Origin of the sequence: Corynebacterium lowii, assembly GCF_001412085.1 — a bacterium.
GTDB classification, from domain to species: Bacteria; Actinomycetota; Actinomycetes; order Mycobacteriales; family Mycobacteriaceae; genus Corynebacterium; species Corynebacterium lowii.
Genome location: NZ_LKEV01000002.1, coordinates 465762 through 488446 on the forward strand (window position 1 = coordinate 465762; position 22685 = coordinate 488446).

Annotated in this window: 19 protein-coding genes; 5 read left to right on the top strand and 14 right to left on the bottom strand. The window is 63.4% G+C overall.

All coding sequences use genetic code 11. The annotated features are described in order from the left end of the window. Positions 1-7: 7 nt before the first annotated feature. The 5 genes from proB to Clow_RS05540 form a co-directional block, all read right to left on the bottom strand. On the bottom strand, positions 8-1111 hold the full coding sequence (proB, locus tag Clow_RS05520; protein ID WP_055177624.1) for a glutamate 5-kinase: 1104 nt from the start codon (positions 1109-1111) through the stop codon (positions 8-10). Positions 1112-1131: 20 nt separating this feature from the next. Beyond that, complete coding sequence (obgE, locus tag Clow_RS05525; RefSeq protein ID WP_055177436.1) at positions 1132-2658, bottom strand: GTPase ObgE; 1527 nt, start codon at positions 2656-2658, stop codon at positions 1132-1134. A gap of 134 nt (positions 2659-2792) precedes the next feature. After that, positions 2793-3065 carry a 50S ribosomal protein L27 gene (rpmA, locus tag Clow_RS05530; protein WP_055177442.1) on the bottom strand — a complete coding sequence of 91 codons (273 nt, stop codon included), beginning with the start codon at positions 3063-3065 and terminating at the stop codon, positions 2793-2795. Between the two features lie 29 nt (positions 3066-3094). Next, positions 3095-3400, bottom strand: a complete 306-nt coding sequence (gene rplU / locus Clow_RS05535; RefSeq protein WP_018117684.1) for a 50S ribosomal protein L21 — start codon at positions 3398-3400, stop codon at positions 3095-3097. A gap of 165 nt (positions 3401-3565) precedes the next feature. Beyond that, the gene (locus Clow_RS05540) at positions 3566-6760 is read right to left on the bottom strand and encodes a translation initiation factor IF-2 N-terminal domain-containing protein (RefSeq protein ID WP_055177445.1); all 3195 of its coding nucleotides are present in this window, start codon (positions 6758-6760) and stop codon (positions 3566-3568) included. 124 nt (positions 6761-6884) lie between these two features. Here Clow_RS05540 and Clow_RS05545 point away from each other — a divergent pair, with 124 nt between their 5' ends. Next, positions 6885-7589, top strand: a complete 705-nt coding sequence (locus Clow_RS05545; protein ID WP_156334669.1) for a hypothetical protein — start codon at positions 6885-6887, stop codon at positions 7587-7589. Positions 7590-7614: 25 nt separating this feature from the next. Here Clow_RS05545 and ndk read toward each other — a convergent pair whose 3' ends face one another. From ndk to Clow_RS05570, 5 genes are all read right to left on the bottom strand, one after another. Then, complete coding sequence (ndk, locus tag Clow_RS05550) at positions 7615-8025, bottom strand: nucleoside-diphosphate kinase (RefSeq protein WP_055177627.1); 411 nt, start codon at positions 8023-8025, stop codon at positions 7615-7617. 90 nt (positions 8026-8115) lie between these two features. After that, complete coding sequence (locus Clow_RS05555) at positions 8116-8475, bottom strand: DUF4233 domain-containing protein (protein WP_245625712.1); 360 nt, start codon at positions 8473-8475, stop codon at positions 8116-8118. Positions 8476-8582: 107 nt separating this feature from the next. After that, positions 8583-10001, bottom strand: coding sequence for a bifunctional tetrahydrofolate synthase/dihydrofolate synthase (gene folC / locus Clow_RS05560; RefSeq protein WP_082418556.1), 1419 nt, complete (start codon positions 9999-10001; stop codon positions 8583-8585). A 53-nt stretch (positions 10002-10054) separates the two neighbouring features. Next, entirely contained in the window at positions 10055-12691 is a 2637-nt protein-coding gene (locus Clow_RS05565) for a valine--tRNA ligase (RefSeq protein WP_055177452.1), read from the bottom strand. Positions 12692-12730: 39 nt separating this feature from the next. Beyond that, positions 12731-13711 (bottom strand): malate dehydrogenase, encoded by a 981-nt coding sequence (locus tag Clow_RS05570; protein ID WP_055177455.1) that lies wholly within the window; start codon positions 13709-13711, stop codon positions 12731-12733. A 226-nt stretch (positions 13712-13937) separates the two neighbouring features. Here Clow_RS05570 and Clow_RS05575 point away from each other — a divergent pair, with 226 nt between their 5' ends. After that, a complete protein-coding gene (locus tag Clow_RS05575; protein WP_055177458.1) occupies positions 13938-14669 on the top strand; it encodes a TetR/AcrR family transcriptional regulator in 732 nt (243 codons plus the stop codon). A gap of 34 nt (positions 14670-14703) precedes the next feature. Here Clow_RS05575 and clpX read toward each other — a convergent pair whose 3' ends face one another. The 3 genes from clpX to Clow_RS05590 are packed head-to-tail and all read right to left on the bottom strand — an operon-like array spanning position 14704 to position 17943. Continuing rightward, positions 14704-15981: an ATP-dependent Clp protease ATP-binding subunit ClpX gene (clpX, locus tag Clow_RS05580; RefSeq protein ID WP_055177461.1), complete on the bottom strand. Its 1278-nt coding sequence runs from the start codon at positions 15979-15981 to the stop codon at positions 14704-14706. A 37-nt stretch (positions 15982-16018) separates the two neighbouring features. Beyond that, positions 16019-17374 carry a MocR-like pyridoxine biosynthesis transcription factor PdxR gene (pdxR, locus tag Clow_RS05585; RefSeq protein ID WP_055177465.1) on the bottom strand — a complete coding sequence of 452 codons (1356 nt, stop codon included), beginning with the start codon at positions 17372-17374 and terminating at the stop codon, positions 16019-16021. Then, positions 17371-17943 carry a TetR/AcrR family transcriptional regulator gene (locus tag Clow_RS05590; protein ID WP_055177468.1) on the bottom strand — a complete coding sequence of 191 codons (573 nt, stop codon included), beginning with the start codon at positions 17941-17943 and terminating at the stop codon, positions 17371-17373. The genes pdxR and Clow_RS05590 overlap by 4 nt, the downstream gene beginning before the upstream one ends. 123 nt (positions 17944-18066) lie before the next feature. Here Clow_RS05590 and Clow_RS05595 point away from each other — a divergent pair, with 123 nt between their 5' ends. From Clow_RS05595 to Clow_RS05605, 3 genes are all read left to right on the top strand, one after another. Next, positions 18067-19242: an acyl-CoA dehydrogenase family protein gene (locus Clow_RS05595; RefSeq protein WP_055177471.1), complete on the top strand. Its 1176-nt coding sequence runs from the start codon at positions 18067-18069 to the stop codon at positions 19240-19242. A 323-nt stretch (positions 19243-19565) separates the two neighbouring features. Next, positions 19566-20414 (top strand): glyoxalase III HchA, encoded by an 849-nt coding sequence (hchA, locus tag Clow_RS05600; protein ID WP_055177474.1) that lies wholly within the window; start codon positions 19566-19568, stop codon positions 20412-20414. Between the two features lie 114 nt (positions 20415-20528). Then, positions 20529-22022: an AMP-binding protein gene (locus Clow_RS05605; protein ID WP_055177476.1), complete on the top strand. Its 1494-nt coding sequence runs from the start codon at positions 20529-20531 to the stop codon at positions 22020-22022. 72 nt (positions 22023-22094) lie between these two features. On the opposite strand, the gene Clow_RS05610 is transcribed toward Clow_RS05605, so the two are convergent. Then, positions 22095-22655, bottom strand: coding sequence for a VaFE repeat-containing surface-anchored protein (locus tag Clow_RS05610; protein WP_055177479.1), 561 nt, complete (start codon positions 22653-22655; stop codon positions 22095-22097). Positions 22656-22685 lie beyond the last annotated feature (30 nt).

Consider the following 22685-nt stretch of genomic DNA (forward strand, 5'->3'; position numbering starts at 1 on the left):
CTCCCCCTTAACGGCGCGCGGCAAAGTAGGAAAGATAATCGGTGTGTACCACCGGGCGGCGCTGTTCCTCGTCCAGTTCAGAGGTCTTTTTACCGATCATCCCCTGCAACTCTTCCGCCGAGTACGCCACCTCGCCGCGGCCCACGATCTCATCGGCTTCATCCACGATGTCCACGATCTGCCCGGACTCAAAATCACCCAGCACCCCGGTAATTCCCACCGCCAGCAGCGAGGTGCCACCGGTGCGGATCGCCTGGGCTGCCCCGGCGTCGATACGCAGTTTGCCCACCGTATCCGCCGCATACAGCGCCCAGAACTTCCAGGCGGAAAGGCGGTTGTCCTTGGGGTAGAACACCGTGCCCACCTCGGCGGTGTCCAGCGCCTCGCTTATCGACGCCGCCGAGGCCAGCAGCACCGGCACCCCGCCGCGGGAGGCCAGGCGCGCCGCCTCGATCTTGGAGGCCATGCCCCCGGTGCCCACGGCCCCGCCGTCGCCGGCCTCGATGCCGTGAAGATCGGAGTCATCGCGCACCTCGGAGATGAATCGCGCCTCCGGGTCGGCGGGGTTGCGGTCGTAGAGGCCATCGACGTCGGAAAGCAAGACCAGGGCGTCCGCCCACACCAGGTGCGCTACCAGGGCGGAGAGGCGATCGTTGTCGCCAAAGTGGAACTCCGAGGTAGCCACGGTGTCATTCTCATTGATGATGGGCACGGTGCCCATCTGGCGCAGACGGTCGATGGTGCGCTGGGCGTTGCGGGCGCGGTCGCGCACCCCCGTATCGCCCGCCGTGAGGAGCACCTGAGCCACCGTGCGGTTGTAGCGGGCAAAGGACTTGCCCCATTCGTGCGCCAGTTCCACCTGCCCCACGGCCGCTGCAGCCTGCTTAGTGGCCAGATCGGTGGGGCGCTGCTTGAGGCCCAACGGCCCCATTCCGGCGGCCACCGCGCCGGAGGAAACCACAATCACATCCGTATCCCGCTTCATGCGAGCGGTGAGGGCATCCACGATCTCATCCAAGCGGGAGGTATCCACCGTGTGGGCCTCGTTGGTGAGGGAAGAAGAGCCGATCTTGACTACGATTCTCTTTGCGTTGGCAAGATATTCTCTCATGTTCACTACATGGTACACACCTAGCCTTGCCAGCGATCCCTGTCCGAGGGCCCCTCATCGTCATATTGGTACTCATCAATGAGCCCACGGCGGGCCTGGGAGGCGCGCTTGCGCTCGGCTGCCGACGCCCTCGTGTTCCGTGCCAGGCGCGGATCGGTACCGCGCGCGGTCATGGTGAGATCATCGCCCGCGGTGGTCAGCGGCTCCCATTCAAAGGTGACCTCACCGATGGTCACGGTGGCCCCCTCCTGGGCACCGGCCTTAAACAGCGCCTCTTCCACCCCGGCGCGAGCCAGACGGTCAGCCAGGTAACCCACGGCCTCATCGTTTTCAAAGTCCGTCTGCACAATCCAGCGCTCGGGCTTGTTGCCGCGCACGATGTAGGCTCCCGGCTCCTCGGGATCGGGCAGCACCTCAAAGTCCTGCTTACCACCGCGGCCACGGGAGTTCGCGCGCGCATCCACCGCGCGCGGGCGGATCACCGTGTTCTCCTTCTTTACCTTCGGACGGCGCTTGCGATCAGCCTCCACGATCTCCAACAGGGCGTACTTCAACGGGTCCAGGCCACGGCGCGCCACGGCGGAGATGATGAAGATGGGCCAGCCAAAGCGCTCTTCCAGCTCCGGCTTCACGAACTCCGCTAGCTCCTCGGCCTCCGGCACATCGGCCTTGTTGAGCACGATGATCCTGGGGCGCTCGCGCAGGTCACCCAGGCCGGTATCTTGGTCCAGGGCCGATTGGTAGGCCGCCAGCTCATCTTCTAGGGCCTCAATATCGGAGATGGGATCGCGCCCCGATTCCAAGGTGGCGGTATCCACCACGTGTACCAGCACCGCCGTGCGCTCGATGTGGCGCAGAAAGTCCAGGCCCAGCCCCTTACCCTCGCTGGCTCCGGGAATCAAACCCGGTACATCCGCCACCGTAAAGGTCTGGTTGCTCACGTTCACCACCCCCAGATTGGGCTGCAAGGTGGTAAAGGGATAATCACCGATCTTGGGGCGCGCCGCCGAAAGCACCGAGATGAGCGAGGACTTCCCCGCCGAGGGGAAGCCCACCAGGCCCACATCGGCCACGGACTTCAATTCCAAAATGAGGTCGCGCTCCTCCCCCGGTTCTCCCTTCAGGGCAAAGCCGGGGGCCTTACGGTTGTGGCTGGCCAGGGCCGCATTGCCCAGGCCGCCATAGCCGCCAGTAGCGGCGATAAAGCGCTCCCCCGGAACCGTGAGATCGGCCAGGGCCTCCCCGGCGTCGTCAAGCACCACCGTGCCCACCGGGACCTCTAGCACCAGGTCCTCCCCGCGGGCGCCATTGCGGTGGTCACCGGCGCCATTGGCGCCGCGCTTGGCCTTCAAGTGCGGGTGGAAGTGAAAATCAAGGAGGGTATGCACCTGGGGGGATACCTCTAATACGATGTCCCCGCCGTGGCCGCCATTGCCACCATCGGGGCCACCCAAGGGCTTGAACTTTTCCCGGTGCACCGAAGCGGCGCCGTGGCCGCCATCGCCGGCGGAACAATGCAGGACCACGCGGTCAATGAAGCGAGCCATGACAGCACTCCTTATATATGTAGAAATCTGAGCATACCGATGCTACCACCCCGTATTCCCCCATTTATGTGCCCACAAATACCAACGTGGCCCCGCCACTCGATGAGGAGCAGCGGGGCCACGCGGATAAAAACTTAGGCAGACGCGGCGGCCGGCTCGGCCTCCACGATGTTCACCATGCGGCGGTTGCGCTTGATGGAGAACTGCACTGCGCCTTCCTTGAGGGCGAAGAGCGTGTCATCGCCGCCACGGCCGACGTTCTCACCGGGGTGGAACTTGGTGCCGCGCTGACGCACCAGGATCTCACCGGCGTTGACCTTCTGGCCGCCAAAACGCTTCACGCCGAGGCGCTTGGCATTTGAATCGCGACCGTTACTAGAGCTAGATGCACCCTTCTTGTGTGCCATGTGGGTTTGCCTCCCTCGCTAAAAGCTGGTTACTTAACGCCGGTGACCTTGAGAACGGTCAGCTGCTGGCGGTGGCCCTGACGAACCTTGTAGCCGGTCTTGTTCTTGTACTTCAGAATCTTGATCTTCGGGCCCTTGGTGTGCTCCACGATCTCAGCGGAGACCTGCACACCCTCAAGCTCGGAAGCGTTGGACTTAATATCGGCGCCATCGACGAGCAGAATCGGGGTGAGAGCCACGGACGAACCCGGCTCACCCTCGATCTTCTCGACCTTGACGAGGTCACCTTCGGCAACCTTGTACTGCTTTCCGCCGGTCTTGACGATCGCGTACATCGGAGGGCTACCCCTTATCTGGAATCTCGGCTCAGACCCTCGCGGGCCTGACATGGACAGGTACTCAAATGCTTCGGAGCGCTGACAACACACAGATAGGTGGAATAAGCCCCAAAACAGCGACTGCCAAAGGTTACCCTGTGGCAGCCACCAAACACAAACCGCCTAACTACGGCGCCGCGTAACCCGACGTCGGCCGCGTCGCCGCGAGGAGCCCGCCTCTTCCTTTTGCTCCCGCGCGGTGGTTTCCCGCACCGGGGCCGTCCGCTGCGCCTTCGACTTCCGCGCGGCAGAGGCACTACCCGCGTTACGGCGCACCACGCGGCGGCGGTGGCGGCGTCGAGAAGCCGGGGAGCTTTCGGTGCTATCGGAGGTTTCCGTGGACTCCGGGGTTTCTGCGGCGGGCTCCTCCACGAAGTCCTCCGGCTGCGGGCGACGATCCGAGCGGGAATTACCCCGCGTGCGGCGCTTGCGGCGCGGAGAGGCCTCGAACTCCTCCACGGCGCGCTCGTAGTGCGCACCATTGGGCTCGTGCGGATCAAGCTCATCGGCGGTATCCACGGCGGCCACCGCGATCTTCTCCACCTCGGAGAGGCCCTGCTCGGCCGGGGCAGCCGTATCGTCCACCACCACGGCGGCGGCCAGCTGCTCAATGGAGCGCTGCGGGCTCTTGGCGGGCTTCTTCTCCCGCTCGCCCTTGTGCTCCTTGGCGCCTTCCTTACTCTCCTTACGCTTGCGGTCCGCCTGCGCGTACTTCTCCGCCTTCTCGCCCGCGCCATGCTCCACCGGGTCCTCGTGCAGCACGATGCCGCGCCCCTCACAGGTGGGACACTCGGTGGAGAAGGTCTCCAGCAGGCCGGTACCCAGGCGCTTGCGGGTCAGTTGCACCAGCCCCAGGGAGGTGACCTCGGAAACCTGGTGGCGGGTGCGATCGCGCCCCAGGGCCTCCTTGAGGCGGCGCAATACCAGGTCACGGTTCTCCGGCAGCACCATGTCGATGAAGTCAATCACGATCATGCCACCCAGATCGCGCAGGCGCAGTTGGCGCACAATCTCCTCGGCGGCCTCCAGGTTATTGCGGGTCACCGTCTCCTCCAGGTTGCCCCCGGAGCCGGTGAAACGCCCTGTATTGACGTCAATAACCGTCATGGCCTCGGTGCGGTCAATCACCAACGAACCACCCGAGGGCAGCCACACCATGCGCGCCAGGGCCTTCTGCAACTGCTCATCCACACGATAGGCCTCAAAGACATCGGTGCCGCCGTGCTCCTGGCGGTCATAGAACACCAGGCGCTCTTCCAGGTCCGGGGCCACGGACTGCACATAGGCGTGCACCGTATTCCAGGCGCGCTTGCCCTCCACCACCAGGGAACCGAAGTCCTCGTTGAAGAGGTCGCGCACCACCTTGACCAGCATGTCCGGCTCCTCATAGAGGGTTACCGGGGTGGCCCCGCGCGAATCCTTCTCCTCCTGGGCGCGAGCCTGAATGTCCTCCCACAAATCATGCAGGCGGCGGACGTCGGCAGCAATGGCCTCCTCGGAAACGCCCTCGGCGGCAGTGCGGATAATCGCTCCGCCCTCACCCGGCACCACCGCTTTGAGAATGTCCTTGAGGCGCTTGCGCTCCGGGCCGGGCAACTTGCGCGAGATACCCGCGCTGCGCCCGCCGGGCACGTACACCAGGAAGCGCCCGGCCAAGGAAATCTGCGTGGTCAATCGCGCGCCCTTGTGGCCCACTGGGTCCTTGGTCACCTGCACCAGCACCTGATCGCCCGCGCGCAGAGCCTGCTCGATCTTGCGGGAGCGCCCGCCCAGGCCGGCGGCCTTCCAATCCACCTCACCGGCATAGAGCACGCCGTTGCGGCCCTTGCCGATGTCGATGAACGCGGCCTCCATCGAGGGCAGCACGTTTTGCACGCGCCCCAGGTAGATATTGCCGATCATAGAGGACTGCTGATCGGAGGTCACAAAGTGCTCCACCAACAGCTCATCTTCCAACACCCCCACCTGGGTGACCACGCCGTGATGATCGTGACGGTTGCGCTCGCGCACCACCATCGTGCGATCCACCGATTCCCGGCGCGCCAAGAACTCCGCCTGGGAGATCACGTGGCGCTTCCGGCGTGCTTCATCGCTGCGCTCGCTGCGGCGACGCCGCTGCGCCTCCAAGCGGGTGGAGCCCTTTAGCGCCACCGGCTCCTGAATCTCCTGCTCCTGCGGCTCCTCTGCGGTCTCCGGTTCTTCTTGTTCTTCGGAGTCCGCGCTCTCAACCTGTGGCGCTGCGGTGGGTTCCTCCGCCGCTCCCCGGCCCCGGCGGGTGCCACGACGCCCACGACGGCGCGGCTTCTTGGCCTCCGGCACCTCTTCCTCGGTCTCAGGCTCTTCTGTCTCGGGCTCTTCGATCTGCTCGGTGCGCTCGGCTCGCTCATTTTGCTCAGCGCGCGGTTGCGTGCGGCGGGTGGCCCTGCGGGTGCGGCGGCGCGGGTGCTTGGCTTCCGACGCCCCCTCGGTCTCCTCGCGGTTGTCCTCGGCTACTTCTTGCGCGGTGGGCTCTTCCTCGGGAGCCTCCTTCTCCACGGATTCCGCAGGCGCTACAGCCTCTACGAGCTTCTTTGCCTCGCTCGCCCGCTTGGCGCTCCGGGTGCTCCTAGCGCTCCTGGTGATCTTCCGCGTGCGGCGGCCTCGGCTTTTCTTTTCTTCCGCCTTTTCTTCTTCCTCGGCGGTTTCCTGCTCAGTGACCTCGGCGGCCTCGATAGCCTCGGTTGCCTCAGCTACCTCGGGGGCGGCGTTTTCGGCGCCCTCCTCCGCCTTTTCTTGGGCCTGCGCCACCTGCTCGGAAAGGTCCTTTTCTACCTTCTCCTCAATCTGGTGAATCTCATTGGCCACGTTCTTCTCCACGCGGTGCCGGATACGTTCCACGGATTCGCCAGAATCCTGCTTTTCCTCGGCCTTTTCGGGAGCCTGCGCATTTTGCTCGCTTTCCCCGCTCTGTGGCTCCCCGGTATCCCCCTCGTTGTTCTTCTTTGCGGCTTTCTTCACCGCTTTCTTCGTGCTCTTACGCGCCTTGGTTGCCTTCTTCGGCTTCTCCCCCGCGTCCTTGTCCTTCCCCGCACCGGCCAGGTAATCCAGCAGGGCGGTGGCCTCCTCCTGACTCAGCGTAGACTGAGCCACCTTCACCGAGCCCAGAGAATCGAGGGCCACGATGAGTTCCTTGGAGGTGCCTCCCAGCATCTTTGCCAGGGCATGCACCCTGGTCTTGGCCCCCAACTGGCTGCGGTCAAAATCCCGCGCCTGCCCAGCCAGCGCCTCGGCCACGGGGGTATTCGCTTCTTTTTCGCTCTTCTTCTGGCTACGTGCCACTGCTATTGCGCTCCTTGAAGTTATATCTGTGCCCCGGGCGCTGATGTTTTCTTTTCATCGCCGCCACACGGAGTTTGCACACGATCGGATGTATCCTCCCCCATCTTTGCATACCCTGGGTTTTATGCCACCTATCCAGGCACTTGACCGCCTCGCCCATCCGTGGTTCTTCTCACTCCTCTTCGGGGTGACAATGGGGGCCGCTATGTTCTTCCTCCAGTGGGAAAAGCTCTTGTGGGCATTCATTTTCTTTGCTGTCGTCATCGCCCTCACCGTATTTTCGCTGCGCCGCGCCCCCTTTAGCCGGAGCGATAACTGGGACCAGCGCGATATTTACGCTCACGGTGGCTGGTCATTTACCGGATTTATGTTCCTCGTCTTGGTTTCGCGGCACTTCATACCGCAAAACCTCACTTCCGCCGCGATTATCGGCATCATCGTGGCCGTTGCCAGCACCTTCCTCATGCGCGACGGCTACCGCGTCCAGGCCTCCGTAGGCCGCAGGCGCGCCAAAGAACTCCTCCAAGAGGAGGTGGAACTCAGCCAAGAACAGATCGACGCCGCCCGCATGCACAGCGAAGTCTTGGGCGTGCTCTACACCCTGGGTGCGGTAGAGGGCGTCCGAGTGCGCACCCGGCTGGTGACGTACGCGATGGGCACGAGCTTGCGCAAACTACGCCCCGAGATTCAGAAGTTGCGGGAAGAAGGGCTCATCACCACCAGCGCCGTGGACGCCGGAGATGATGAAGAAAGGGTTTTCTTGGCCCTCACCCCCAAGGGCCTGCACGCCTATGACCAGGCCAGCCGCATGATGGCGGTTGGCGCCTAGCCTTGGCGTCGCATCAAAAACCGCTTTAGAGCTCGGGGAACCAAATGCCGATCTCGCGCTCGGCGGACTCGGGGGAATCGGAGCCGTGCACCACGTTCTCGGCTACGGAAAGGCCGAAGTCGCCGCGAATGGTGCCGGGGGTGGCCTTAGAAACGGGGTCGGTGCCACCGGCCAGCTGACGCCATGCCTCGATGGCGCGCTCGCCCTCCACCACGCCGGCGATCAGCGGCGCGGAGGTGATGAAGTCCACCAGCTCCCCGAAGAAGGGCTTGTCCTGGTGCTCGGCGTAGTGCTTCTCTGCGGTTTCGCGGTCGGCCACGCGCAGGTCCAGGGCGGTGAACTTGAGGCCCTTGGCCTCGATGCGGGAAAGAATGTTGCCCACAACCCCGCGAGCAACACCGTCGGGCTTAATCAGAATCAAAGTACGTTCGGTCATGCCCGTCACTGTACCGGACTTTTCTGCCCCAGGTATCCCCCGGTATTCCCCTTTTCGGGGTCCCCCTCGCCCCCGTTTAGGGGCAAGGGGTTACATATGCTGCGTGGTGAGCAGGCCGCGCTTCATTCTGGCGATGAGATTGGAGCGCAGGTGTAAGACGTACCACCACACCACGATGAATACGGCCGCCACGATCCCCAGCGAGTAGTGGATAATAAACCCTCCCGCCAGCGCCACCGCCTGCAAGGCAATGTTGACGGGGATAGCCCAGCGGCGGCGTTGCATGAAGGAAACCACGAGCATCACGGTAGCCATGACCGTGACGTACACGGCGTTAAAGGTGGTCCAGTGCTCGCCGCCGTCCACCCTGGCGATCACCGTGAGCGCCAGGTAAAAGGTGATGGCCTCCATGCTCATCGTGGCCGCCATCACTCCGGCGATGCCCTTCATGGGGTCTTTTTCCGGGGCGTGGCCGGGGCCCAGCGGGCCGTATTCGGGTTCGGCCCCGCGGCCAGACCCCCGCCCCGTACCGCGGGAAGAAGGGGAAGATGATGTGTTCATGCCGGTTCCTTTCCAAAAAGCGTGCGGGCCTCCCCGGCGGTCACCACCGAGCCGCCGATGATGATGCCCGCCCCCGATTGCACCTCGGCCTCCTCCGCCAGTTCCACAGCCAATTCCACGGCACCGGGCAGGTTGCCTACCTCGTGCACGCGCTCCTCGCCAAAGATCTCCCTGGCGTACTCCGCTAGTTCCTCGGCTTCCAGGCTACGCGGGGAGGAGTTTCGGGTACACACCACCTCGGATACATAGGGCTCCAATTCCCGCAGCACACCGGGAACGTCCTTATCGCCCAGGATCGCCACCACGGCAACAAGCCGCTCAAAGGTGAAGTCCCGGTCCAGGGCGCGCCCCAGAGCACGCATACCGTGGGGGTTGTGCGCGGAGTCGATGAAGGTGGTGGGCGCGGTGCGTACCCGCTCCAGGCGCCCTGGTGAGGTCACCTGGGCAAAGCCCTCGCGCACGGTGTTTTCGTCTAGTTGGCGCCCGGCACCTGCCCCAAAGAAAGCCTCCACGGCGGCCAGGGCCACCGCGGCGTTATGGGCCTGGTGTTCCCCGGAAAGGGGAAGGAAAATATCGGTGTATTCCCCTCCCAGGCCGCGGATACTCAGGCGCTGCCCGCCCACGGCCACCGTGGTTTCCATCACGCCGAACTCCACCCCGGCGCGCGCCACGGCGGCGTCCACCTCCACGGCGCGGCGCAGAATGACCTCGGCGGCCTCGGGTTCCTGTTCGGCCACGATCGCCACGTTATCCGGCGGGGTGAGCAGATCGTCGGCGTCCCAGCGGGAGGTGATAATCCCAGCCTTCTCCCCAGCGATCTCCGCCAAAGTCTCACCCAGGTAATCGGTGTGGTCCATGCCCACGGGAGTCACCACGGCCACCTGGGCGCCGAGCACATTAGTGGCGTCCCAACGCCCGCCCAGGCCCACTTCCACCACGGCGACGTCCACGGGGGCGTCGGCAAAGGCCACAAAGGCCATCGCGGTAAGCACCTCGAACTTGCTCATGGGCACGCCGAAGCGCTCGTCCACCATGCGCACATAGGGCTCAATCTCGCGCCAGGTGCGCACGTAATCGCTGGGGTGGATGGGCGCGCCGTCGATAGCAATGCGCTCGGTGACCAGTTGCAGGTGCGGGGAGGTGGTGCGCCCGGTGCGGCGGTGGAAGGCGCGCAGCAGGGATTCGATCATGCGCACCGTGGAGGTCTTGCCGTTGGTGCCCGCCACGTGAATGGCGGGATAGGCCCGCTGGGGGGAACCCAGCAGGTCCATCAGGGCCTCCATGCGTTCGGTGCTGGGGTCGATCTTGGTTTCCGGCCAGCGCTGGTCCAGCTCCGCTTCCACCTCGGCCAGGGCTTTGAGATCCTCCGGGGTCACCGGACGAGCCTCGGGGGTCTCCTCCTTGTCCCCCGCCATGTCAATGGGCAGGGTCAGGCCGGTTTCGTCGAGGTGAACTCCGTGCTCCTCGCTCACCGCAGCCCCTCCAGGCGGGCGGTCACGCGCTCCACCTCCTCGCGGGCGATCTGCTGGCGCTCGCGGATCTTGGCCACCACCTCGGCGGGGGCCTTATCCACAAAGTTCGGGTTATCCAACTTCTTGGCCGTGGTTTCGAGTTCCTTGTTGGCCGCCGCGAGTTCCTTTTCCAGGCGCTTGCGCTCGGCCTCCTTATCCACCGTGCCCGAGGTATCCAGCGCCACCTCCACGGTGGCCTGGGAAAGACGTACTTCAATGCTTGCCGACGCCGCGAAGCCCTCCTCCGGGCGGGTCACGCGCGCCATCGAGCGCACCAGTTCCTCCTGGCCTTCCAGGTCAATCGCGCCGCAATCAATGCGGGCCGGCACCTGTTGGGAGGGCTTGACGCCCTGGTCGGAGCGGAAGCGGCGCAGCTCGGTGATGAGCTTGGCGGCGTCCTCAATGCGGCGGGCAGCAACCTCATCGGTGGGCTCGCCGTTATTGGTGTCCTCCGCCGTGGGCCAGGGAGCGATCACGATGGACTCTTCATCGGTGAGCGCCGTCCACAGCACCTCGGTGACGAAGGGCATGGCGGGGTGCAGCAGGCGCAGCACCACGTCGAGCACCCGGCCGAGCACGAAGCGGGTGGGCTCGGGGTCTTGGGTCTTGGCGATTTCCAGGTACCAATCGCAGAACTCGTCCCAGGTGAAGTGGTACAGCTCCTCGTTGGCCTTGGCGAACTGGTAGTCCTCCAAGTACTCATCAACGCGGGAGCGCACCTCTTCCAGGCGGTCGAGAATCCACTTATCGGCGTCGGTGAGTTCTTCGCGCTTCACCGGCCCCACCTCGGCGCCCTTCATCAGGGCAAAGCGGGTGGCGTTGAAGAGCTTGGTGGCAAAGTTGCGGGAACTCTGGGCGTGATCCTCGCCCACCGGCAGGTCCACGCCGGGGTTGGCGCCGCGAGCCAGGGTAAAGCGCAGCGCGTCCGCACCAAAGCGCTCCACCCATTCCATCGGGTCGATGCCATTGCCCAGGGACTTAGACATCTTGCGGCCCTTTTCATCGCGCACCAGGCCGTGCAGGAAGAGGTCCTTGAAGGGAACGGTATTTTCCAGCTCCGGGGTGATGGTGGCGGCAAAGGTACCGAACATCATCATGCGGGCCACCCAGAAGAACAAAATGTCATAGGCGGTGACCAACACGGAAGTGGGATAAAACTTCTTCAAGTCCGGGGTGGATTCCGGCCACCCCAGGGTGGATTCCGGCCACCCCAGGGTGGAGAAGGGCCACAGACCGGAGCTAAACCAGGTATCCAGAACGTCCGGGTCCTGGGTATAGCCCTCCGGGGCCTCCTCGTCCGGTCCCACGCACACGACCTCGCCCTCAGGGCCGTACCAGATGGGGATGCGGTGGCCCCACCACAGCTGGCGGGAAATGCACCAATCGTGCATATCGTCCACCCAGTCAAAGTAGCGCGGTTCCAAGACCTTGGGGTGCAAGGTGGTATCGCCCTCACGAATGGCATCACCGGCCATGCGGGCCAGTTCCTCCACCTTCACCCACCATTGCAGGGAAAGGCGCGGCTCGATGGCCTCCCCGGAGCGCTCCGAGTGACCCACCGAGTGCACATAGGGGCGCACCTCCTTGACGATGCGCCCCTGCTCGCGCAGGGCCTCGCGGATCGCCTCGCGGGCTTCTTCCCTGGTCAGTCCGTCAAAGCGCGTGCCGGTATCGGCAATGCGGCCGCCCTCGTCCATGATGGTGGGCATATCGAGGTTATGGCGCTTGCCCATCGCGTAATCGTTGGGGTCATGCGCCGGGGTAATCTTCACCGCTCCGGTGCCGAACTCCGGGTCCACGTAATCATCGGCAATCACGGTGAGGCTGAGATCATCGCGGAAGGGGTGCGGGAGCACCTTGCCTACCAGGTGGGTATAGCGCTCGTCCTCGGGGTGCACCGCAATGGCCACGTCGCCCAGCATGGTTTCCACGCGGGTGGTGGCCACCACCAGGGAGTCCTCGCCATCGCCGTAGCGGAAACTCACCAACTCGCCCTCGACGTCCTTGTACACCACCTCAATATCGGAGACGGCGGTGCACAGCGCGGGCGACCAGTTCACCAGGCGGTTAGCCCGGTAAATCAGCCCGCGATCATAGAGTTCCTTGAAGATGGTCTGGACGGCGCGCGAAAGGCCCTCGTCCAAGGTAAAGCGCTCGCGCGACCAATCCACCGAATCGCCAATGGCGCGCATCTGGTTGAGGATCGTGCCGCCGTACTGGCGCTTCCACTCCCAGACCTTCTCCACGAACTCCTCGCGGCCGAGGTCATAGCGGGAGATCCCCTGCTCTTGGAGTTGCGCCTCCACCTTGGTCTGGGTGGCGATACCGGCGTGGTCCATGCCCGGCAGCCACAGCACCTCGTAACCCTGCATGCGCTTGCGGCGCACGATGGCGTCGATAAGCGTGTGGTCAAGGGCGTGCCCCATGTGCAGCTGGCCGGTTACGTTGGGCGGCGGCAGCACTACGGAAAAAGCGGGCTTGGCGCTGGCGGGGTCGGCTTCAAAATAACCCCGATCAATCCAGCGCTGATACAGCTCCGCCTCAACGGCGTGGGGGTCCCAGCTCTTGGGCAGTTTTTCGGCGCGGTTCTCCATCACCCGCCCTATCTTAGCGCCCTGGTTTTGCCCGCCGGCCTAGCCCGCCAGCAGGTGCGCCACCGCCTCGCGCTCAGCCTGCAATTCCGCCACGTTGGCGGCAATGCGCTCACGCTGAAAATCGCTGAGTTCCAGGCCCTCAACGATCTCCCAGCGCCCCTCGCGCGCCACCGTGGGGAAGCCAAAGACCAGCCCCTCGGGCACATCGTAGGAGCCGTCGGACACCACCGCGGCCGTGGCCCACGACTCAGTACCGTGAATCCAATCGCGCATGTGGTCCACGGCCGCCGAGGCCGCAGAAGCCGCCGAGGATTTCCCTCGCACCTCGATAATCTCCGCACCCCGCTTGGCCACCCTGGGCGTGAACTCCTCTAGGTACCACTCCCGTTCCACCTGCGGGGCCACCGGCTGGCCCACAGCGGTGGCATAGGTGAGGTCGGGGAACTGAGTGGCCGAGTGATTGCCCCACACCACCATCTTCTCTATCTCCGCACTGGGCACCTCAAGGCGCCGGGAGAGCTGCGCCAGGGCGCGGTTATGATCCAGGCGCATGAGCGCGGTGAATCGCTCGGCGGGCACATCCGGGGCGGCCTGCTGCGCGATGAGAGCATTGGTATTGGCGGGGTTGCCCACCACTACCACGCGCACGTCCTCGGCGGCGTGCTCGTTGATCGCCGCGCCCTGGGGGCCAAAGATCTTTCCATTGGCTGCCAACAGATCGCCGCGCTCCTGCCCCTGGGTACGCGGCTTGGCACCCACCAGGAAGGCCGCCGAGGTGCCGTCGAAAGCCACGGCGGGGTCCCCGGTGACCTCGATGCCACGCAGAAGCAGGAAGGCGGAATCCATCAATTCCATCGCCACTCCCTCGGTGGCGGGAAGGGCCTGCGGGATCTCCAAGAGGTTCAGAATCACGGGCGTATCGGGACCATATACCTCTCCGCTGGCGATACGCCACAGCAGGGAATAGGCGATGTTTCCGGCGGCTCCGGTCACCGTGATTTTCTTAGCGGCACGTGCCATGATGAACAATCCTTTCGGCACAAAGAAGCAAAGGGGCTACAGGCACCACCATACTCCTCTTCAGAGTTCAGATAACACCCCCAAAAGTGTCAAAAACACCCCATTTTACCTGGTGTTTTCTTTGCGTTCTCCCCCAATACTACCCCCTTTGAGGAAGGTAACCGTAATCTAGTATTGGCTTTTCACAGCGCAAACATAAGGCGCAGACGCACAAGGAGGGAATTGGATGGTGCGCGAGGATCTCGACGTGGCGCTTGAGCACCCATCGCCGGATGACCAATCCATGCAGCAGGTCATCGACATCGCAATGGGGCGCTTCTCCCGCAAGCCCTTCTCCGATGCCAAGCTCGAAGGGATCGCCAAGGAAGCAGGCGTGTCCAAGCGCATGATCCACTATCACTTTGGCAATAAAAAGGGCCTGTACCATGCCGTCCTTTGCCGCGCCATCGAGTTACTTCAACCCCCTTCATCGCGCCTCGTGGTTGATTCCGCCATTCCCGTGGATGGTATTCGCACGGTTGTCGATGCCCTCTACGTCCAGATCCTGCGCAATCCGATTGCCGCTCAACTCCTACACATGGAGTCGCTTCAACACGTCCTCGATCTCACGGACATAGCCCCCCTTTTCAGCAATGCCGAGGTCATTTTGCACCTCGATAAGCTGCTCATGCTCGGCCAGGATGCCGGCGTATTCCGCCCCGGCATTTCCGCCTATGACGTTTTTTACCTCGTCTCCGCGCTCTCCTTCTATCGCACCCAGCAGCGAGATTTGGCCATCAATATCTTCGGTATCGACCTCACCAATGAGGCCAATACCGAGGGCGTGCGCCGCATGACTATCGACGCCGTCCTCGCCTTCCTCACCTCGAATATCCCGCACTCGGGCCATAACTCGTATCTGAGCACCACCCAATCGGTAGACGAAGAGCCGGAATCCGCCCAGGCGATCTACGAGTAGGCCCGCCGCCTTTAAGAGCCTCGAACCCAGATCTTTAGGCGGAGCGCTCCTCGGCGCAGTCCTCCACCAGCAGCTCCTCTTCCCCGCGCACCATCGCGCCGGTAACGATGAGCTCGCCCGGCCCCTCCCGGTCGGGAATCTCATACATCACGGGAACCAGAAGTTCCTCCATGATCGCCCGCAAGCCTCGCGCGCCGGTATCCCTCTCGATGGCCTTATCCGCGATGGCCTCTAATGCCTCCGTCTCGAAGCGCAGGTCCACCCCGTCAATATCAAAGAGCCGCTGGTACTGGCGCACGAGCGCATTCTTGGGCTCGGTGAGCACCTGCACTAAGGAAGCGCGATCCAGGTTGCCCACGGTGGCCACCACGGGCAGGCGGCCGATGAACTCGGGAATGAGCCCAAAGCGCACCAGATCCTCCGGCTGCACCTGGGCGAAAATATCTTGCGACTTGTGCGCGTCCAGGCTCTCCACCACGGAGCCAAAGCCCAGGCTGCGCTTGCCCACGCGCTCCTGAATCACCCGATCCAGCCCGGCAAAGGCCCCCGCCACGATGAAGAGGATATTGGAGGTATCCAGCTGAATGAGGTCTTGGTTGGGGTGCTTGCGCCCACCCTGCGGGGGAATGGAGGCGGTGGTGCCCTCCAAGATCTTGAGTAGGGCCTGCTGCACGCCCTCGCCGGAAACGTCGCGGGTAATAGAGGGGTTCTCCGATTTCCGCGAGATTTTATCCACCTCGTCCACGTAGATGATGCCGTGCTGGGCGCGCTGCACGTCAAAGTCCGCGGCGTGGAGGAGTTTGAGCAGGATGTTTTCTACATCCTCGCCCACGTAACCGGCCTCGGTGAGGCTGGTGGCGTCGGCGATAGCAAAGGGGACGTCGAGAAGCCGGGCGAGCGTTTGGGCCAGGTAGGTCTTGCCGGAGCCGGTGGGTCCCAGCATGAGGATATTGGACTTGGCAATCTCCACCTCATCCTCGCGCTTGCGGAAGGAAGAGGCGGATTCCGCCTCGCGGATGCGCTTGTAGTGGTTGTACACCGCCACCGCGAGCACGCGCTTGGCCTCGTCCTGGCCTATGACGTATTCGTCCAAGAAGGCGCGGATCTCCGAGGGCTTGGGCAGCCTGCCCTGCTGGTCCTGCTGGGAGGCCTGCGCCGCCCCCATTTCCTCTTCAATGATCTCATTGCACAGCTCAATGCACTCATCGCAGATGTACACTCCGCCACCGGCAATGAGCTTTTTCACCTGCTTTTGCGTCTTGCCACAGAAGGAGCACTTGAGCAGATCCGCACTTTCTTGCATACGCGCCATGAGCTAGTTTGATCTCATTCCTGATCGGGGCCGGGGTTCACCTTCCCTCCACTTTAGCGCGTGCGTCAATCGGCTCCACTTCGCGGATCACCGCGCGTACTTCCTCCAATAATTCCCTGGTACGGGCGTATCCGTAGGCCCCGATTCCCACCACGATTCCGCGCCGCTGAGGCGTGCTCCAATACTCAGAGAGCGCCTGCACCGCGATGCCCCGTCGCGCGCACTGCTTCACGACGTCGCGCTCGGCATCGAGGTAGATCACGGCGTGCAGCCCGCCATCCATCGGCACGGCTTGTTCCTCGGCAAAGATCTCGGTGAAAAGGGCGCGCCGGCGTTTGTATTCCCGTCGCATGCGAGCCAGGTGGTGCCGGAACCCATCGTTTTCCATGAAGTACCTCATCGCATCCTGCACCACCCCAGAGGCCGGGGTGGCCTGGGCACACATGGTGGCCTTCAGCCTCGGGGGCATGAGCACGAATCCCAGCCCCAGGCCGGGGGTAACCGTCTTGGAAAAGGAGCCGAGCGTGGCCACGCACCCCGCATCATCCACGGCAGCCAGCGCCGGGTGCGGCTGCCCCACGTAGCGCAGTTCGGAATCGTAATCGTCCTCCACCACGATCACCGCGTGCGCGGCGGCAAAGTCCAGCAATTGGCGACGCCGCGGCGCGCTCATCGTCGCGCCCAGAGGGTACTGGTGGGAGGGGGTTACCAGCGCCACCTGCGGCCGCGCCCGCTCCAAAGCCGCGATGTCCATTCCCTCTTCATCCACGGGAACAGGAACCACCTCATGCCCGTGTTCGCGCAGCACCGCCCGCAGGGAGGGATAACCGGGGTCCTCCACGGCCACTATGCTGCGCGGCCCCATCGCGGAGAGAAGTGTGCGCAGCCCATCGCGGGCGCCGGAGGTGATGAGTATATCCGCGGGATCGGAGGCAACCGATCGCGTGATGCGCAGGTGCTCCGCCACGAGTTCGCGCAGCCGGCGATCCCCCTGCGCCGGGTATCCACGGCTGGGCCTCGCGGCCGCCCGACGCCAAGCCTCCCGCCACGCGGTGCCCGTCAGTTCCTCCACGTTGGGGATACCGGGGCGCAGGTCCGCACGCTGACGCACGGGAGCGGCGGTGTGAGCCCTGGCCGGGCGGGGCCGCACCCTCGTCTGGGGAAGCTCGGGATTAACCCTGGTTCCGCCGTGGGTACTGGCGAGGTAACCCTCCCCCACGAGTTGTTCATAGGCGGCCACCACGGTTCCCCGCGATACTCCCAGGCTGGCGGCCAAAGCCCTGCTTGAGGGCACGGGATCGCCGGGGGCGAGGCGGGCGGCGTCGATAAGCTCCCGTAATTGCCGGGTAATCTGACGCGGCAGGCTTCCCGCGCTGCGATCCACCTCAATCACGAGGCCACGCTGCGCAGGGCCATATCCGCGTAAATCTCTCCCAATTCCTCCGCGCTGTAGGTGGCGCGGGGATCGAACCAGAGGCACACGCCCAGGCCCATGTCGATGAGGGAATAGGCACTGACCTTGACGTCTGCCACGCGGAAGTCCCCGGATTCCACCCCGACGCGCAGAATCTCTTGCCAATAGCGCACGTATTCCCGGCGTAGTTGCGTGGCCTGGGCGCGGGAGGGGGCGTCGAGATGCGCAATCTCATTGCTCACCACCCTGGTGGCCTGGGCATGCAGCGCGTGATAGCGCACGTGCAGGCTCATTGCGGTGTGCAATTTCTCACTAGGATCTTGTATTCCGCGCAGCCCCTCGCGGTGATATTCCAGCAAACCGCGCAGGGTGGAAAGAATCAGATCCGTGAGTAATTCCCGCTTAGAGCCCACGTGGTTATACAGGCTTGAGGTGGCCATACCCACCTGACCAGCGATGTCCTCCATGCCCGTGGCGTTATATCCGCGGTGCCCAAAGAGATGAAGGGCTGCGGCGGCAATCTGCGCCTTGCGTTGCTCATTTGCCATGCGGATCACTCTACCCACATGTTCTCCCCCCACCACTTGACGTTGAGTGCGCTACACATCACACTGTTAATACGAACAGCAATTCGTTCCCGGATAGCCCTAGCTGAAAGGTAGGTCACCCTCATGTCCACTCCGCTAAGCAACAGCACCGCTGACTTCTACGGCATCTTTGCCGATGTCGATGGCAAGGATCTTGAGTACTGGAACACCACCCGCGCCTTTGCCGATGAGGTACGCGATCAGATCAACGACGCCTGGGAGAAAGCCGAGTACCGCATTCCCGTGGTCAAGCGCGCCGCAGACCTCGGCATCGTGCGCGATGGCATCGACATCCCCGGCTTCGAGCCCATGAGCATCCGCGCCAACCGCCTCATCACGATGGAGCTGGCGCGCCTGGACGGTTCCATCGGCACCGCCATCGTGGTGCAGTCCGGCCTGGCCATGAAGTCCATCGCCCTGTGCGGCTCCGAGGAGCAAAAGGAAAAATACCTCGCGCCTATGGCCCGCTGTGAGGTACTCGGCGCCTTCGCGCTGACCGAGCCGACGCACGGTTCCGATTCCATCGCCCTGGAAACCACCGCCGTACTCGATGGTGATGAATACGTCATCAACGGCGCCAAGAAGTGGATCGGCCAGGGCTCCGTGGGTCACATCACTATCGTGTGGGCTCGCATGGAGGACGGCCAGGTGGGTGGCTTCATCGTCCCGCAGGACACCCCCGGCTACAATGCCGAGACGATCAAGGGCAAGGCTTCCCTGCGCGCCATCCACCAGGCCGAGATTCACCTGGAAAATGTGCGTATTCCCAAGGAGAACCGCCTGCCGGGCGCCAAGTCCTTCCGCGATACCGCCGAGATCCTGGCCGGCACCCGCATCGGCGTGGCCTGGGCCGCCCTGGGCCTGGCCATCGACTGCTACGAGAAGGCCCTGAGCTACGCCCAGGAGCGCGTGCAGTTTGGCAAGCCGCTGGTGAGCTTCCAGATCGTGCAGCAGCGCCTCAGCGACATGCTCCAGGACATCGTTTCTATGGCCCTCTACTGCAAGCGCCTGTTGGAGATGGAAGAGGCTGGCACGCTCAACGAGAAGCAGGCCGCCCTGGCTAAGGTGCACAACACCCGCAAGGCCCGCTCCGTGGCCGCCACCGCTCGCGACATGCTCGGCGGCGTGGGAATCCTGCTGGAAAATGACATCATCCGCCACATGTGCGACATCGAGGCCCTACACACCTACGAGGGCACGGACACCATTCAGTCCCTCATCGTGGGCAAGACCATCACGGGCGTGAGCGCTTACCGCTAAGCCCCCTCCCACAAAGAGGGCCTATCGCAGGAACAGCGATAGGCCCTCTTTTGCCGGCTATACAGAGCGCTTCTCGACGCCGTGAGCTACTACACGGTTGCCCAGCGCGCCCCGTTGTGCGCCGTCGCGTCTCGGAGTGCCCCTCAGTGCGGCCTATTTGTGCTGCATCGGAACCGCGCCGTGCTCAGACCCCTCAGCACCTCTCAGCGTTTCTTGGCGTCTCTCGGCACCTCTCCGCAGCAAAGCAAGCTCTCGCCCCACGCGATCGCCCACGCAGACCTACCCTGGTAGCGGCAGCTTCCCGACAACGCAGAAAGGCCATCATGTCTGACCGGACTCCCACCCCCGATCCCGCCGAGGATCGCGCCTTCTTCCCCTCCCCCTATTCCCTGAGCCAATACACCGCCGATACCACCAACTTCGACGGCCTGGCCACGGAGGAAAAGTACACCGGCGGCCGCTGGAAGGTACTCGTGATCGCCGCCGACGAGCGCTACATGCTCATGCAAAACGGCACCTTCTTCTCCACGGGCAATCACCCCGTGGAGACCCTTCTCCCGCTCCACCACATGATGCAGGCCGGCTACGGTGTGGATATTGCCACCCTCAGCGGCGGACCCGGCAAGTTTGAGTGGTGGGCCTATCCTCACAAGGACGAGGCCGTCACCGCTACCTGGGAGGCCACCCAACAAGGCTTCAAGACGCCCCATCAACTCTCCGCCCTCCTCGCCTCCGGACTGGACGATTACGCGGCGATCTTCATTCCCGGCGGCCACGGGGCGATGAACGGCCTTCCCTTCAGCCCCGATCTGCGCGACGCCCTAGAGTTCTTCGTGCGCAATGACAGGCTCATCATCACTCTCTGCCACGGCCCCGCGGGCCTACTTGCCGCCGGTGTAGGCCGGGAAAGCAATCCCTTCTCCAGCTACAAGCTGGTGGCTTTCCCCGATTCTCTCGACTTCGGCACAAACATGGAGATCGGCTACCTCCCCGGCGCTATGCCGTGGAAACTCGGTGAGCGCCTGACTGAGGCCGGCATGGAAATCCTCAACTCGGATATGAGCGGAGCCACCACGCGGGACCGCAACCTACTGACCGGCGATAGCCCCCTCGCCGCTCACCAACTGGGCAAGGAATCCGCCCTGGCCCTGTTAGAACAGTTCAACCAGTAAGCTCCGGCACCTCAGCACCAATCCCTCAGTGTTCTAGATAACTCCTTGACTTTATTAGAGATATAGGACACTGTGGGATTGTTGTATTTTCTTCCCTAAATCTAAGGAGCACCCATGCTGAGCATCCCATCGTGTTCGCTCTACGAGCGCGTCTTTGCCGACCTCTCCCCCGCCGATGCCACACGTCCCGCCATCACGGAAGTAGATTCCGGGAAAAGCGCCACGTACGGCGAACTCAGTGCCATGATCGACGCCTTCACGGGCTACCTCGCCGCGCGCGGGATCGGCCCCGGCGACGTCGTGGCCCTGCAACTGCCCAGCTCCATCAACTTCGCCGCCGCCTTTTACGGCGCGCTCAAGGCCGGAGCCACCGTCACCCCTATGGGCATGCTGCTCAATCAGGAGGACACCGGAAAAATCGTCCGCGACTCCGGAGCCGTTCTCTTCCTCAGCGCATTGGAACACGAGGACGCATCCTCACAGGCTCTCTTCGTCTCCGCCGCCGAGCTCCCCAACATCTACCACACCGGCCTCCCCGCGCCGACTGTGACGCTCGACCCGGAAACCTCCCTCGCCTGCATTCCCTTTTCCTCCGGCACCACCGGAAAAGCCAAGGGCGTCAAACTCAGCCACCGCAATCTGGTGGCCAACATCGCCCAAGCCCTCGGCGCCATTGAAAAATTGGGGCTCAACAGAGACTCGCACGTCATGGCACCGCTGCCCTTCAGCCATATCTATGGGCTCAGCATTCTGCTCACTCTGCCCCTGATTCAGCGCGCCCACATCTTCACCATGGCCCGCTTCGACCTCCCCCTCTTCCTGGAAAGCCACGAAAAGCACGGCATCACCATGACCTTCGTCGCGCCCCCGATTGCCGTGGCCCTCGCCAAGCATCCCGCCGTAGACAGCGTTCAAATACGCTCGCTGCGCACCATCATCTCCTCAGCCGCGGCTCTCGACGCCCAGCTGGCCCTGGCCGTAGAAAAGCGCCTGGGTGCTCGCGTGATCCAAGGCTACGGAATGACGGAAGCAAGCCCCATCGTCTCTCTTGGAGATCCAGACATTCAAGACCGCGGTTCCATTGGGCGGCCCCTTCCCCTCACGGAATGGAAACTTGTGGACCCGGAAAGCCTGGAACAACAGAACACCGAGGGAGAACTACTTATCCGCGGCCCCCAAGTGATGCAGGGGTACCTCAACAACCCAGAGGACACGGCCGCCACCCTTATCCCTGGCGGGTGGATGCGTACCGGAGACATCCTCCGCGTAGGTGAGCACGGGGAACTGTACGTGGTGGATCGCGCCAAAGAAGTAATCAAATACAAGGGTTACCAGGTGGCCCCTTCCGAACTCGAAGCGCTGCTGCTCACCCGCCCCGACATTGCCGACGCCGCCGTGGTGGGGGCATATCAGGATGGGCTAGAGATTCCCCGAGCCTTCGTTGTACCCGCGCAAGGCGCAAAGATTGAGCCCGAAGAAGTGATGGACTGGGTGGCTCAACGCGTGACGCCTTATAAGAAGATCCGCCGAGTAGACGTGATGGAAAGCATCCCGAAATCCCCCACGGGTAAGATTCTGCGCCGAGAACTGCGCAACTATCCGCTCTAAATAGCGGAGCAAGAAAGAGAGGGGCGGTATATACCGCCCCTCTCTTTCTTATCAACTACCTAGCGCGTTGGGCTAGATGTGAGAGGGCATACCCTCCTCCAACACCAACGAACCAGACGGAATCGCCTTAATGGAACGACGCGGCGTCTTCGGCGCCACCGCCTTACCCACCTCAGGCGCATCCTCAGTAACCACCGTGACGTTCTTATCCTGCTTCTTCTCCACAGTCTTCTGCGAAGGAGCAGGCTTCTCCACAACATCACGAGCCGTCACCGTCTGAGCAGCATCATTAATGTCATGATGCACAGCCACCACAGCCCCGGAAGAATCCCGCAGCGTCTCAAAGGCCACCTGCTCAGAACAGTCACCATCAGTCACCGCAATGGGCACATTAATCTGCCCATCAGCAACCTGCGGCACAAAGACCACCTTCGCAGTAGCACCCGTAGCGGCACCAGACGCCTTGCACATCAGCTCAGCATCCAAGGTGTACTTCTTACCAGCCTCCAGGCCGGTAAAGCTCACCGTATCCACCACCGTGGCACCAGCCACCAGAGCACCATTATCCTCAATGGCCGCATCCGTGGTGATCTTCGGAGCAGGCTTACCCGGCTCCGGCTTCACCGGCACCACAGGCGTGGACTCAGAAGGCTTCGGCTACGC

What these genes read in the sequence shown, in the direction of transcription:
- proB (WP_055177624.1), bottom strand. Translation starts at nt 1,111, where the DNA reads ATGAGAGAATATCTTGCCAACGCAAAGAGAATCGTAGTCAAGATCGGC.
- obgE (WP_055177436.1), bottom strand. Translation starts at nt 2,658, where the DNA reads ATGGCTCGCTTCATTGACCGCGTGGTCCTGCATTGTTCCGCCGGCGAT.
- rpmA (WP_055177442.1), bottom strand. Translation starts at nt 3,065, where the DNA reads ATGGCACACAAGAAGGGTGCATCTAGCTCTAGTAACGGTCGCGATTCA.
- rplU (WP_018117684.1), bottom strand. Translation starts at nt 3,400, where the DNA reads ATGTACGCGATCGTCAAGACCGGCGGAAAGCAGTACAAGGTTGCCGAA.
- Clow_RS05545 (WP_156334669.1), top strand. Translation starts at nt 6,885, where the DNA reads ATGCCACCTATCCAGGCACTTGACCGCCTCGCCCATCCGTGGTTCTTC.
- ndk (WP_055177627.1), bottom strand. Translation starts at nt 8,025, where the DNA reads ATGACCGAACGTACTTTGATTCTGATTAAGCCCGACGGTGTTGCTCGC.
- Clow_RS05555 (WP_245625712.1), bottom strand. Translation starts at nt 8,475, where the DNA reads ATGAAGGGCATCGCCGGAGTGATGGCGGCCACGATGAGCATGGAGGCC.
- folC (WP_082418556.1), bottom strand. Translation starts at nt 10,001, where the DNA reads ATGGCGGGGGACAAGGAGGAGACCCCCGAGGCTCGTCCGGTGACCCCG.
- Clow_RS05565 (WP_055177452.1), bottom strand. Translation starts at nt 12,691, where the DNA reads ATGGAGAACCGCGCCGAAAAACTGCCCAAGAGCTGGGACCCCCACGCC.
- Clow_RS05570 (WP_055177455.1), bottom strand. Translation starts at nt 13,711, where the DNA reads ATGGCACGTGCCGCTAAGAAAATCACGGTGACCGGAGCCGCCGGAAAC.
- Clow_RS05575 (WP_055177458.1), top strand. Translation starts at nt 13,938, where the DNA reads ATGGTGCGCGAGGATCTCGACGTGGCGCTTGAGCACCCATCGCCGGAT.
- clpX (WP_055177461.1), bottom strand. Translation starts at nt 15,981, where the DNA reads ATGGCGCGTATGCAAGAAAGTGCGGATCTGCTCAAGTGCTCCTTCTGT.
- Clow_RS05590 (WP_055177468.1), bottom strand. Translation starts at nt 17,943, where the DNA reads ATGGCAAATGAGCAACGCAAGGCGCAGATTGCCGCCGCAGCCCTTCAT.
- Clow_RS05595 (WP_055177471.1), top strand. Translation starts at nt 18,067, where the DNA reads ATGTCCACTCCGCTAAGCAACAGCACCGCTGACTTCTACGGCATCTTT.
- hchA (WP_055177474.1), top strand. Translation starts at nt 19,566, where the DNA reads ATGTCTGACCGGACTCCCACCCCCGATCCCGCCGAGGATCGCGCCTTC.
- Clow_RS05605 (WP_055177476.1), top strand. Translation starts at nt 20,529, where the DNA reads ATGCTGAGCATCCCATCGTGTTCGCTCTACGAGCGCGTCTTTGCCGAC.